The 13,475-nt window shown below is 42.1% G+C and carries 11 protein-coding genes; all 11 read left to right on the top strand.

Annotated elements, in window-relative coordinates; all coding sequences use genetic code 11:
• The first annotated feature begins 15 nt into the window (after positions 1-15).
• The 11 genes from polA (at position 16) to DOT_RS22805 (ending at position 13,406) form a co-directional block, all read left to right on the top strand.
• The gene (polA, locus tag DOT_RS22855; protein WP_009623903.1) at positions 16-2,640 is read left to right on the top strand and encodes a DNA polymerase I; all 2,625 of its coding nucleotides are present in this window, start codon (positions 16-18) and stop codon (positions 2,638-2,640) included.
• Positions 2,641-2,649: 9 nt separating this feature from the next.
• Entirely contained in the window at positions 2,650-3,471 is an 822-nt protein-coding gene (gene mutM, locus DOT_RS22850; RefSeq protein ID WP_009623902.1) for a bifunctional DNA-formamidopyrimidine glycosylase/DNA-(apurinic or apyrimidinic site) lyase, read from the top strand.
• A 512-nt stretch (positions 3,472-3,983) separates the two neighbouring features.
• Positions 3,984-5,075 carry an endospore germination permease gene (locus DOT_RS22845; protein WP_040413322.1) on the top strand — a complete coding sequence of 364 codons (1,092 nt, stop codon included), beginning with the start codon at positions 3,984-3,986 and terminating at the stop codon, positions 5,073-5,075.
• 26 nt (positions 5,076-5,101) lie between these two features.
• The gene (locus tag DOT_RS22840; RefSeq protein WP_009623898.1) at positions 5,102-6,712 is read left to right on the top strand and encodes a spore germination protein; all 1,611 of its coding nucleotides are present in this window, start codon (positions 5,102-5,104) and stop codon (positions 6,710-6,712) included.
• 10 nt (positions 6,713-6,722) lie between these two features.
• Positions 6,723-7,883, top strand: coding sequence for a Ger(x)C family spore germination protein (locus DOT_RS22835; protein ID WP_009623897.1), 1,161 nt, complete (start codon positions 6,723-6,725; stop codon positions 7,881-7,883).
• 670 nt (positions 7,884-8,553) lie between these two features.
• On the top strand, positions 8,554-10,395 hold the full coding sequence (locus DOT_RS22830) for an ABC-F family ATP-binding cassette domain-containing protein (RefSeq protein ID WP_009623896.1): 1,842 nt from the start codon (positions 8,554-8,556) through the stop codon (positions 10,393-10,395).
• A gap of 63 nt (positions 10,396-10,458) precedes the next feature.
• Positions 10,459-11,118, top strand: a complete 660-nt coding sequence (gene ytaF / locus DOT_RS22825) for a sporulation membrane protein YtaF (protein ID WP_009623895.1) — start codon at positions 10,459-10,461, stop codon at positions 11,116-11,118.
• A 10-nt stretch (positions 11,119-11,128) separates the two neighbouring features.
• Positions 11,129-11,743 carry a dephospho-CoA kinase gene (gene coaE, locus DOT_RS22820; RefSeq protein ID WP_009623894.1) on the top strand — a complete coding sequence of 205 codons (615 nt, stop codon included), beginning with the start codon at positions 11,129-11,131 and terminating at the stop codon, positions 11,741-11,743.
• A gap of 62 nt (positions 11,744-11,805) precedes the next feature.
• A complete protein-coding gene (locus tag DOT_RS22815) occupies positions 11,806-12,387 on the top strand; it encodes a lytic transglycosylase domain-containing protein (RefSeq protein ID WP_009623893.1) in 582 nt (193 codons plus the stop codon).
• A 106-nt stretch (positions 12,388-12,493) separates the two neighbouring features.
• On the top strand, positions 12,494-12,772 hold the full coding sequence (locus DOT_RS22810; protein WP_009623892.1) for a metal-sensitive transcriptional regulator: 279 nt from the start codon (positions 12,494-12,496) through the stop codon (positions 12,770-12,772).
• A gap of 271 nt (positions 12,773-13,043) precedes the next feature.
• On the top strand, positions 13,044-13,406 hold the full coding sequence (locus tag DOT_RS22805) for a MarR family transcriptional regulator (protein ID WP_040413317.1): 363 nt from the start codon (positions 13,044-13,046) through the stop codon (positions 13,404-13,406).
• Positions 13,407-13,475 lie beyond the last annotated feature (69 nt).

The following is a 13,475-nucleotide window of genomic DNA, read 5'->3' as shown; positions in this document are numbered from 1 at the left end:
TGGGGGGTTTTTACGATGCCACGGATGGTGATTTTAGACGGAAACAGCCTTGCGAATCGCGCCTTTTATGCTTTGCCGCCGTTGACCACGGCCGATGGGCGTCCAACAAATGTATTACATGGTTTTTTGACCATGCTTTTTAGATTAGAGCAAGAACAACATCCAGATTCTTGGGTGGTAGCTTTCGATAAAACCAAAGCAACGGTACGGATCGAACAGTATGCCGGGTATAAAGCACAGCGGAAAGAAACCCCAGAGGGATTACGACCTCAGTTTGATTACCTTAAAGAAGTCTTAACGGAATTAGACGTGCCCGTGCTCGAATTGGCTGGTTATGAAGCGGATGATCTTATTGCCGCAATTACTAAACAAGCTGAAACACAAGGGATGGAGATTCGGATCTACACGGGAGACAGAGATGCTCTTCAACTTATATCTCCCAAGACAAATATATATTTGACCAAAAAAGGGATCAGTGACGTTGAATGTTATGATGAGCATGCCTTATGGGAACGTTACCAGTTGCGTCCTTACCAAATCATCGATCTTAAAGGGCTTATGGGAGACACCTCGGACAATATACCTGGGGTTCCCGGTATTGGTGAGAAAACTGCACTGAAATTGCTCTGGGAGTTTGAAACGGTTGAAGGCGTACTAGCGAACGCGGATAAAGTCTCTGGGAAAAAACTGCAAAGTAATTTGAAAGATTTTGCAGATCAGGCCCTGCTGAGTAAAAAATTAGCTACGATGTTGAGCGAAGTTCCGTTGGAGTTTTCTATAAATGATTTTGTTTATCGCCGCTCACAAGCGACAAAAGCGTTGCCAGTTTTTCAAAAGTATGATCTGAAGAGTGTGACTCGTCTATGGCAAGAGCGTCATCAAGATGATGAAGAATCGCTGGAAGAAAATCTTGATGAGTTGTTAGAAGATTGGCCAGAACGCACGCTTTCAGAAGAGGCTTGGCTGGTCCAGATTGAAACGTGGCAAGCAGAGAAAGTCTCACTCACTATAGCCTGCCGTTATGAAGGAACGGGTTTACAAGGTGGCCGCTGGCTGGAATGGGGAGTAGCTACTCAGGGTGAGGTTTTCACGTTGACACGTAAGGAAGCATGCCCAAGCGTTATCAAGGCGTGGTTAGATCTGTTGGGCAATGATCAGGTTCCCAAAACCTTGGCGGATAGTAAAACAGTGGCTTTGTTGTTGGACAGTGAAGGCATCTCCTTAAAACGCGTAAGCTTGGATCTGAGCTTGGCATCCTACTTGATTCAATCCACGCGGACTAAATTTGCCCCGCTGGATTTAGTCAAAGAATACGTGCCGAAACAAAAGGTGTTCCAGTGTATTGCAGAGGAAGCTGCTGCTTTAGCCCAAGTTGCGCCCAAATTTAATGAAGAAATTTCTGTGCTGGGACTTATGACTTTGCTCCATGAGATTGAAGAACCGTTAAGTCTGGTACTTGCGCAAGTGGAACGTCATGGAATTGCAGTTGATGCAGAACAGTTGACTAGTTTCGGTGATGGGATAAGCATAACCTTAAAACAGCTGGAGCAAGACATATGGGCTTTAGCGGAGAACACCTTTAACATAAATTCGCCTAAGCAGTTGGGAACGATTCTTTTTGAAAAACTAGGTCTTCCTACAGCTAAGAAAACTAAAACGGGATATTCTACTGATGCTGAGACGTTAGAGGAACTGCGTTCCGCTCACCCAATTGTAGAGAAGATTCTCGACTATCGGCAATTGAATAAACTGATGTCCACCTATGTGAATGGGTTGCTCGCTCAAATAAAGGATGGTCGAATTCATACGACATTTCAGCAAACTGTGACGGCAACGGGTCGTTTGTCAAGCACAGAACCTAATTTACAAAATATACCCATTCGACTTGAGCAGGGTCGGCAGTTGAGGAAAGTCTTTCATTCCACGGAACCAGGTTGGGTGCTCCTCTCGGCTGATTACTCCCAAATTGAGCTGCGGATTTTAGCCCACTACTCTCAAGATCCTCTACTCTGTGAATCCTTTGCCCTGGGACAGGATGTTCACACTCGAACGGCCGCGGAAGTCTTTGGTATCTCGCTTGAAGCAGTCACTCCGAACATGCGCCGGAGTGCTAAGGCAGTTAATTTTGGTTTGGTGTACGGGTTAACGGAGTTTGGTCTGTCGAGGGATTTAGGGATTCCGCGGAAAGAATCTAAATTTTACATCGAGCAGTATTTTAAGCGCTATAGTGGAGTTAAACGTTATCTCGAAAATGTTGTAATGCAGGCTAAAAAAGAGGGAGAGGTCCGAACGTTGTTAAATCGCTTGCGACGTATTCCAGAGTTGCTGCACTCTAATCGAGTCCAACGCCAGTTTGGAGAACGCATTGCCATGAATACACCGGTGCAAGGGACCGCGGCCGATATTATGAAATTAGCCATGATTAATGTCGCTGAAGGATTGAAACCCTTTCGAGCGGCTATGTTGCTCCAAGTTCATGATGAGCTTTTGCTCCAAGTGGCTCCTGAAGATTTAGAGGACGTAGCACGCATGTTGATCGATAAAATGGAAAACGCTTGGCCCCTTTCTGTGCCCCTGACGGTGGAATGTAAAGTCGGACCAAATTGGTATGATATGCAGCCGTTTAAACCGAAGGATTAAGGAGGATATATGCCAGAACTTCCTGAAGTTGAAACAATTCGTCGGACATTAGTCAAACATGTTAAAGACTTAAAAATTAAGGAAATTACTCTCATTTGGCCCTCTGCTGTCGTTGGTTGGGAGGACAAGACCTTTGAAGGTTTAGTCACTGGTCGACGAATTCAAACAATTGAACGACGAGGCAAATATCTGCTGATTATGTTAGATGAGGATTTGACGTTAATTGCTCATATGCGGATGACCGGACGTTTGAATTATTTCGCAGAAAAGAAGGAACCAGAAAAGCACACACACGTAGTTTTTCGACTAGAACACGGAGAGCTGCACTTTTCTGACACTCGTAAATTTGGACGAATTCAAGCGATACCCACGCCACTATGCATTTGTAAATCTTCTTTGCAGAAGCTTGGTCCAGAGCCCTTGGTCGAAGGTTTCACTCCTGCCGTGCTCAAAGAACGTTTCGGGAAGAAGAAGGTCTTTTTAAAAGCGGCGTTACTTGACCAGAGCGTCCTCGCGGGAATGGGGAATATCTATGTGGATGAATCTCTGTTTTTGGCAGGTTTATCTCCGGAACGCCGAGTAGATACACTATCTGATGAAGAAATAGTAAAATTACATCACGCAATCCAAAAGGTGCTCCAAGCAGGAATTGATGCTCGAGGTACATCGTTTCGAGATTATCGAGATGCAAATGGGGAAAAAGGATTATTCGAACAGGCGCTGCAAGTGTATGGAAGGGGCGGCGAACAATGCTATGTTTGCGGGCAGACGTTAGAACGAATACGTCTGGCCGGACGGACGACAGTTTATTGTTCAAGGTGCCAGAGGTAGACACGCTACTGTGCTTGATGACAGCTTTATGGGGAATACGAATGGATAGTTCAAGGATGGTCCACAAATGATCTGCAAATAGTTTCTTGCTCAGCTCTCTTTTAAAGAGGGCTGTTTTTCATAATGAATCAAGGATCAGAACTTCTTCAATTGAATATTTAATACTTTTTCATAATACCAGTGGTCAGAATTCCGAATCATCACCCAACTATTTTTATCACAATAGCGTTTCAAATCTCCAAACTTTGAAATATTAATATCTCTATTAGTCGGGTGTGGAATACGAGGAATATGTTTGCACATTTTGCGAAGAGTAACTTCAATAAATTTACACTAGGTCGTCTCTAACTTGTTGGAGGGGCCTTTTTTTTATGGATTAGTTCTGGGGTATTAACGAGCAATGAATTAGAATATTCCTGGTAAGGTGCGGTCTTGAATGGCAGACCTACATAGAAAAATCCAGAAAGGTTACAATAACTTTTAGGTCTTGATGAATATGGGAGATAAAAATATTGGAAAAAGTAAAAATATCAACCAGACAATTTACCTGCATGCTCTTTTCCCTTTTGTTAAGTTCACTTATGTTTGGTTTGCCTCGGATATTGATTGAACAGAGTAAACAAGACGTTTGGCAAGTAATGCTTATAACGTTTGTGGTCGATGCTCTGCTTGCAATAGTTTATTTTATCCTCGGTATGAGGTATCCTCAGCAAACGATGTTCGAATACAGCGAGACAGTTCTGGGGCCATGGCTGGGCAAGATTATAGGCCTGTTATTTGTCCTGTTTTTCGGGTATATGTTACTGGTAACCTTAAAAATTGTCAGTGAATTTGTGTTTACAGTACTCTTGACAGAAACTCCAGAACTATTTATCAATTTTATTTTGCTTTTGGTGAGTTTCTATGCGGTCAATGCCGGTTTAGAGGTCATTGCCAGGTTGAGCGAAATCGTAGCTCCACTCATACTGATTCCATTGCTGATCATTTTGACATTTAGCTTGAATCGGGTTGAACTAGAAAATTTACGACCAATTTTTCAACATAGCATCTGGCAACTACTTAAGTATAGCCTTCTACCCATTAGTATGTATGGAGTCTGCATCGTCATGGGGATATTTATGGCTTATCATAACAAGCCTAAAGAGAGTCTTAAAGCAAAATGGATTGCTATCGGGAGTGTGACTGTTCTGTCCATTATGACATTGATATCCCTGATCACTATTTTCGGTACAAGTTATAGCAGCCAACAAATATATCCAGTGTTTCGCCTAGCTCAGATCATAAAAGTTGGTAACTTTTTTGAGCGCATTGAAACTTTAGTCATTATATTTCAGATTGCCGGTGCCTTTGTAGGCCTAGTCATATTCTATTATTCAAGCGTTCTAGGATTGGCCCAGATTTTCAAAATACAAAGGTATCAGACTTTGACGCCCTATTTCGGAGTTATCATGCTCATTCTATCGAAGTTCGTATTTAACAATATTGCGGAAAGGCATCAGTTTACGGAGACAATTTTTCCTTACTTGGCGCTATTTATCGAAGTCTTCCTGATCATTATGTTGCTTATTGTCAGCTTAATTCGTCACGGAATAAAGAAGACCTGAATTTTAGGAAAGGGGGGGGCGCTATATTGTTAAAGAGACTTAGAAAGCTAAGGAAACTGAAAAAATTGCCGGCTTGCGGTCAACCGGAAACAGAGAACGCTAGCCGTCCTCCCTCTAATGAACCTGAAGCCGAAATGAATTTACTCACTTCGCTTTTAACAACAAACCTTACTGTTCTGAAAGAGCGGTTTCAGAACAGTGTAGATATTGTTTTTCGTGAATTTAAGGTTGGTTTTGACCCAAATAAGAGCGCGGCACTAATCTATATCGACGGTCTGGTTAATCCTGAATCAATAAATGCAACGATCTTGAAACCCTTAATGTTTGATCACGAAAGGGAAGAACTATGGAAAGAGCTTAATCAACATGATTTGCTTTCGTTTATAAGGGATTATGCGGTGCCCAATAACAGAGTGCAGGAATTTAGCCAGCTTCAAGATATTACTGACAACATATTAAGAGGAAATTCTGCTTTACTCCTGGACGGTTTTAATTCAGCTTTGATTTTCGATAGTATTGGGTTCGATAGTCGTGTCATCCAAGAGCCAGCGACCGAATCTGTTGTGCGGGGACCTCGGGAAGGGTTTAATGAAAGTTTGGGGACCAATCTCTCTCTATTACGGCGAAAAATAATTAATGAAAACCTTATTTTAGAACAATTAAATTTGGGAACTCGAACGAGAACCAAAGTCTGCTTTGCCTATTTAAATGGAGTTGTCAACGAAAAATTAGTAAATGAAGTCCGAGCCCGTCTGCAAAGAATCGATGTCGACGGAATTTTGGAAAGCGGATATATTGAACAATTGATTGAGGATGCACCAGTTTCAATCTTTCCCACGGTAGGCAATACGGAAAAACCAGATATTCTAGCTGCGAAGCTACTAGAAGGGCGCATTGGCATATTAGTCGATGGCACGCCTATTGCATTGACAGTTCCTTATATCTTGGTCGAAGCTTTGCAAAGTTCAGAGGATTATTATGCTCGACCATATTATGTGACTATTGTTCGCTGGATTAGGATTGCTTCTCTAATGTTTGCTCTTTTTCTTCCGGCGATATATATTGCTATCCAGAGTTTTCATCCAGACTTAATTCCGACCCCCTTGTTAGTCAGCATGGCCAAAGCTAGAGAAGGGATACCTTTCCCTGCCTACGTGGAAGTTTTTCTGATGGGAATGATCTTTGAAATATTACGAGAGGCTGGAATTCGCATGCCTCGTCCGATCGGGCAAGCGGTTAGTATTGTCGGGGGCTTAGTCATTGGTGAAGCTGCATCAAAGGCGAATTTGGTCAGTGATACAGTGATTATCTTTGTAGCCTTAACCGGTATCGCGAGTTTTGTCATCCCATCTTTAGGGGATGCTATTCCACTTAGTCGCCTCTTTCTCATGACTTGGGCTACGTTTCTAGGCATATTCGGCATCCTAATGGGAAGTATAATCCTCCTCATTCATTTAGTAAAACTACGCTCGTTTGGCGTTCCCTACATGGCCCCTCTGGCTCCAGGAAATCTTAACGATTTACAGGATGTTCTAATTAAGGCTCCAACTTGGGCTTTAAATACTCGTCCCCGGATTTTAGCTGCGTGGAATTCAATTCGAGGACGTTCAAGCAGGCCATCGCCTAAGAAAAAATGAGGTTAGACCTATGCGAAAGGGAAAAAGGGTAATCTATACATTATTAATCTTAGTGATTCCTTTGTTGATAAGCGGTTGTTGGGACCGCAAGGAATTAGAAGGACGGGCAATAGTTACGCTGATTGCTATTGACAAGGGAGAAAATAATCAAATCAAATTTTCTGTTCAAATCGCACGTACCTCTGATTCTCAGGCATCGAGTAATGGAGGTAGTTCTGGAGGCGAGAAGTCCAGTATTATTATGAGTGGCACTGGAGATACCGTCTTTGATGCCATAAGAAATCTTATCTTGAAGGCTGGGCGCAAATTGTATTATCCACATAATACGGCTATTATACTCGGTAATGACATAGCTAGGGAGGGAATTCTTCCGGAGCTTGATCTTTTCAACCGGGACGCTGAAATGCGTCCGCTTACTTGGATATTAGTCACTCCGGGACAAGCGGCCGATATCCTTGAAGCCCAGTCCACTCTCGAGAGTCTGTCGGCTAAACAGCTTGATATGATGCTTACAGATTTTGGAGCATCTTCAAAAACAGTAGCTACTAACCTACTGGATACCATGAAGCAACTAGCTTACGATTCGCCGGGGGCTGTCCTCAGTAACATTGAACTAGACCCCAGTAATCCCAAAAAAACTTTGCTTCTCAACGGTGCTGCTGTCTTCCGGAGAGACAAGCTTATTGGAAGGTTGGATCCCCTAGAAACGAGAGGCTATTTATGGGTCAAAGATAAAGTTAATGCGGGGATAATTACCTTTCCCTGTCCGGGTGAGGAAACTAAAAAAATTTCCATGGAAATTAAGAAGGCTAAAGGAAAAATTGAACCGGATATTAGCGAGGGCAAATTTAATTTTACAATTACTGTAAATGTAGTGTCTCGTTTGGCTGAGCAGGAGTGTCTCACAGATTTGGGCAATCCTGAAGAGCTTATGAAGTTAAAGAAGAGTCAGAATGAGGTGATAGAAAAAGAGATCAGGAACATTGTTGACAAAGCCCAAGACAAATACGGTACAGATATTTTAGGATTTGGGACTGAGTTAAGCCGAAAATTTCCACAGGAATGGCAAAAAATAAAAGATAATTGGACAGAGGAATTCCCAAAAGCTGAAGTGAATATCGTTGTGAATTCAAAGATCTCTGACATTGGTTTGGTTAAGAAACCGCTTTAATCGTCATGGGGATCGAACGTATAAACTTCGGCTAGATCTCTCATAAGACAAACTCTGGAAAGTATTTTCTTAGAAGATAAGTTAAGTGAAAAGGCTCTAGGGTAGATGTTCTCATTTACTGATTTCCCCCTCATATTTTTTAATTTTATAAAGTGTTTTCCTAAAGAAAATAAGTTTATTTCGTAGGGATAAATAGAAATATAACAATATTACTCTTATTTATCAATAGGTAATTGCGTAAAGAAACTTATAAACCTATTTTCACCTTAAAATATAATATAATTTTAAATTAGTGCATATAATATGAATTTTAAATTTGGATGAGGAAAAAACATAGATCTAAATAAGAAGTAAATAGTTGATATTTAGCTAAAAACATGAAATAAACCGCAGAATAAAAATGTTTGTTGCGTTTTGTTGTAGAAAAAATTAGAGAATCTTGAACGTCAGTTATAATACAGTCACAGAATGCGGCACAATCGTTTGTTTGATAGCATTGGGTATGATATAGTAAAATGCGAAAGATTACGTTGCTTTTTAAACTTTTGAGATAAGAAACTTCTTACTATCTATAAGTGACTTCCAGATAGTATGGAACAAAAAAGTTATACTTTGTGCCGCTCAGCGGCAGGGGATTCTGACTAGTAAAATAAAGGGGCCAGCTTGAAAAATGAGTGTATTATTTTGCCGAGATTGCGGCGTTGATATTTCGGGTGATCCGCTTTTTCGACGGGTCAATTTTGCTCTGGAAAGCGGGGAAAAGGCGGCCTTGGTCGGCCCAAATGGGACAGGGAAAACCACCTTAATCCGTGCTTGCTTAGGTGACATACGTTTAGAAAGCGGCGAAGTGCAAATTCTTGGCTCCTACGGATACCTGCCCCAGACGCCTATCATTGAGGATGAGGGGAGCGTTTTTGAGTGTGTCCTTCAAGAACGGGCAGATTTGTTACAATTACAGGAGCAGTTACGTGAGTTAGAAGGAAAGATGGCTCTCACCGATAGTGAGAAAGTCATGGAACAATATGCTGCTTTGACAGAATTATTTGAACGCCAGGGCGGGTATGCTTTAGAGGCCTTAGTACGAAGAATTTTGGCCGGACTTGGGCTGGAAGCAGAGATGAATTCATTGATCACCACTTTGAGTGGTGGGCAGAAGACCAGGCTAGCTTTATGTAAGCTTCTGTTACGAGCGCCCGAACTCTTAATTTTGGATGAGCCTACCAATCATTTGGATATCGCAGCTCTGGAGTGGCTAGAAGGGTATTTGCGTGATTATCCAGGGGCCTTGCTCATTGTTTCACATGATCGCTACTTTTTGGATCGCACTGTGTCAAAAGTTTTTTGTCTGGAAAATGGTGGACTAAAAGGGTATAGCGGAAATTATTCTGAATACGAACTTCAGCGTGTTTTGGAGCACATAACTATTAGCCGCGAAGCAGAGCGATTAGCAAATAAAATTGCCAAACTTGAGGAGTATGTGCGAAGAAACAAGGCCGGTGTCAATTCGAAACAGGCCCGCGGACGGGAAAGTCAGCTGCAGAAGCTTAAACCGATTCAGGTCACAAAAGTAGACCACGGACTTGCTATTTCATTGGGAAGTGGAGGTCGAAGTGGAGACCGAGTCCTTTTAATAGAGAATCTATCAATTTCCTACGGGGCACGAACACTATTTTCTAACGTAAAATTGGATTTAAGACGAGGCGACAGAGTTGCCTTATTGGGTAAAAACGGCATTGGCAAGACCTCGATGTTAAAGGCGATTCTCCAGCAAACCCCTTTTATGGGAACGATACGCTTAGGAGCTAATGTGAAGGTTGCGTACTACTCCCAAGAGCATGAGAATCTGGGCAGATCGGGTACAGTGATGGACGAAATCCGGGGTGTTTCGATGTTAAAGGACCCGGAAATCAGAAGTCTCCTCGCTCGCTATGGCTTTAGGAAAGATGATGTTTTTAAGCCCGTTTCTGTATTAAGTGGGGGTGAAAAGAGTCGGCTGGCTTTATGTAAACTTTTTCTAGAACAAGGAAACCTGTTATTGTTAGATGAACCAACAAATCATCTTGATGCGGAAACTCGTGGAGTACTTGAAGAAGCACTTCAAGAGTATGATGGGACAGTGCTGGTTGTTTCCCATGACCGCTATTTCTTGGACAAAATTGTCAATAAAATTGCTGAACTTACAACTCAGGGTTTGTTACTTTATGAAGGAGATTACACTGGATTCAAGGAGTATAAACAGCAAGAGGAAATAGTGGCTGCTCCAATCGAGCGGAGTTCCAAGTCGAGTTATCAAGATCAGCAAGAAACGCGCAATGTGGCTCGAGAGAAAAAGCGAATGAAGCAACTTGAAATAGAAATTGAAGAGTTAGAGGCGTTACTTCAAACGTTAGAATCAGATCTAGCTTTAGCGGATACAAATTATGAATTAGCTATGAAGCTTCATGAAGAGTGTGAAAAGGTAAAGAAACGCCGAGATAGTGTCTTGGAAGAATGGATAACTGGAAGTGATTAGTTTCACCAAATAGCATAGTAACCCATATATTATCCTGAAGTTGCAAGGTGGGGGGATACATATATGGGGGTAGCTTTGCTGATGGCAGTGGCTTTAAGTTTGGATGGATTGGGTGTCGGGTTGGCTTACGGATTGCGCCGTATTCGCTTACCTTTGAGTTCTCTTATGGTCATTGCGCTGTGTACAGTATTTGCAATGGGTATATCTATGCTTTTTGGCAGTTGGGTGACATTATGGCTCAGGTTTATTCCGGCGCGTTCATTGGGAGCTTCTATTTTACTGTCCCTGGGAATTTTTCAATTGGCCAGAGCGATATGGAACAGTAAACAGGAGACATTTCCGCAAGCTGTTCCGGCAATCGCTGCAGTCCATCCAATAAACGTACCGAAGCCCGTTTTCAAAGTTCAATTGAATTTTTTGGGATTAGTGATCCAGGTGTTAAGAACACCTCATATAGCAGATGTTGATGGCTCAGGAGGAATTAGTCTTCGAGAAAGTCTTTTGTTAGGGAGTGCGTTGGCAATGGATGCTTTTGCCAGCGGAATTGGGGCCGCAATGGCAGGAATGACGCTATCTGTTATCGGAATCGTGGCTTTGACCCAAATTATAATGTTACGCTTAGGTCAGCAGATGGCCGGAAAGATCCCGGAAAACTGGACTGCCAAAGCGGAATATTTGCCGGGTACGGTGTTAATCTTGATCGGATTGGGCAAATTGATCTGAGGTGATGCATGTGTTGACCATCGGACTTACGGGTGGAATTGGGAGTGGAAAATCGACGGTAGCTGAGTGGTTAAGAAAGCAGGGAGTTCCGGTGCTTGATGCCGATAAAAGGGTTCACCATTTGTTGCAATCGGATTTGTCAACCATCTCAAAGCTGATTCATGAATTTGGGTCTGAGATCCTAGGTATAGATGGGCAAATTAATCGCCCAAGATTAGGTCAACGGGTTTTCTGTGACGAAGATGCACGAAAGCGCCTAGAGCGCATCGTGCATCCAAACGTACTGAAAAGCATGAAGGATGAACGAGCAGCGCTTCGAGATGCCGGAGCTGAATTTTGCGTGTGGGATGTACCTTTGCTTTTTGAAACAGGGTTTGAACAGTTTGTTGACGAAGTTTGGGTTGTGTGGGTACCCCGGGAACTTCAGATTTTGCGTGTTCTTAAGCGGGACAAGCTGAGCCGTAGTGAGGTAGAGGCCCGTCTGGCTGCACAAGGGTCTTTGGATGAAAAGCGAAAGCGAGCGAATGTGGTTATTGATAACTCAGGGAGCAAATTGGACACAGTATCCCAACTTAAAGCAGCATGGAAGGAATTACTAATGAGGCAAAAGTTCAGAAATTCATAATAGATGATACTAGGTAAATACACTTAAGTAAGTACCAAGCCAGATCGAGAAGAGGAGATGGGATGGATAAAAAGAGACTGCAACGTCGGACGAGTGGTCGGAAAATCTGTATGCTTATTTTACTCGCCATCCTTACGGCTTATTGTATAATGCAAATTCCGGTTTTGGAGAAAATTATTTATCCATATCCGCATCGCGACATCATAGAAAAGTATGCCGTACAGTATGGAGTTGATCCTTTATTTGTTGTTGCAGTAATTAGAGAAGAAAGCAAGTTCCTTCCACAGTCGGAATCGCATAAAGGCGCAATAGGGTTAATGCAGTTGATGCCTAGTACGGCGAAATCAATCTCTGAAAGTATTGGAGACAAAACTTATAGTGACAATGATTTACTTAGTCCGGAGAAGAATATTCAATACGGAACATGGTATCTCGCTAGTCTCCAGAAAGTGTTTTCTAATAACACCACGTTAGTGATCGCTGCCTATAACGGTGGTAGAGGACATGTGCAAGAATGGATTGAAACTGGTCAAATTGATCCCAAGAATATACGCCAACAAGATATTCCGTTCAAAGAAACAAGGGATTATGTAGATCGCGTCTTGAAAAGTTATCAAAAATACATTACACTTTACCATAATTAAGCTACCTCGCTGAGATACCCAATGCTCAAAGGTATTAGATGAATTTGAGTACCCTCGTTGGGTATATGCGATGGTTTTAATCATGATGAGATGGGAGATAACCCTTGTGAAAGATGTCGACCCGGCTGAAACAAAGAAGATAATGACAAGACTTAAAACCGTGCGTGGCCATATTGCAGGGGTTGAACGCATGATGGAGGAAGAAAAGAGCTGTGAGGAAATATTATTGCAGCTTGTCGCTATCCGTTCAGCTGTGCATAAAGTATCTGTTCTTGTCGCTCAACGTTATGCAAATGGCTGTTTAATTGAGGCGATTGACCAAGGCGAGGAACGTCAAGAAGTATTGAACAAAGCAATTGAAACACTTATGAAACTCAATCAATAAATTAGGCCTTTTTAGCCGGAATCCTCTATAGGGGGATGAAGGCTATTTTTATTTGGTGAAAAAGATAACAAATCGTTTAACAACTTTTGATTTAGGAAAATTCAAATAATGGTGTTGACTTTTTCTGTCAATACAATTATATTGTTAATATATTAACAATTGGGGGGTTCGAAAGATTAAAGAAAGTCAAGGCGCATCAGATGGTTACCTTGCAAGCCAAGCGATATATGAACTGGCGCTACTCCATAGTACTCTGGAGGATGTCTTTGAGGTGCACTTTTCCCGGTTTGGGCTTTCTTGGGTAAAGTTCAACGCCTTAATTCATCTGTATATGACAGGTGATCGTGGACTAATCCAGTCAGAACTAGGCAATAAAATGCTGGTTTCCAGAGCTAACATCACTGGTCTAATAGGGCGATTGGAAAAAGAAGACCTGGTGGTTCGCAAAAATGACCCTTCCGATAAAAGAGTATTTCGAGTCTGTCTCACGAATAAGGCCTGTGCATTGATTCAATCCTTCCTTCCCGTACACAACAGTTACATGCAAAAAATCATGTCCACTTTCGACATTCATGAAAAGGAAGTACTGATTTCTTTGGTAAGAAAACTTAACAAGGGATTGAATTCAATATAACATAAGACGACTCATATAATAGTGGCGGATAAATTTGGGCGGACACCTATCACATGATCGTAAGTTATA

Source organism: Desulfosporosinus sp. OT (assembly GCF_000224515.1).
Classification (GTDB): Bacteria; Bacillota; Desulfitobacteriia; order Desulfitobacteriales; family Desulfitobacteriaceae; genus Desulfosporosinus.
Note: the sequence above shows the minus strand (reverse complement) of the source record. Positions and strands in the feature narration are given on the sequence as shown.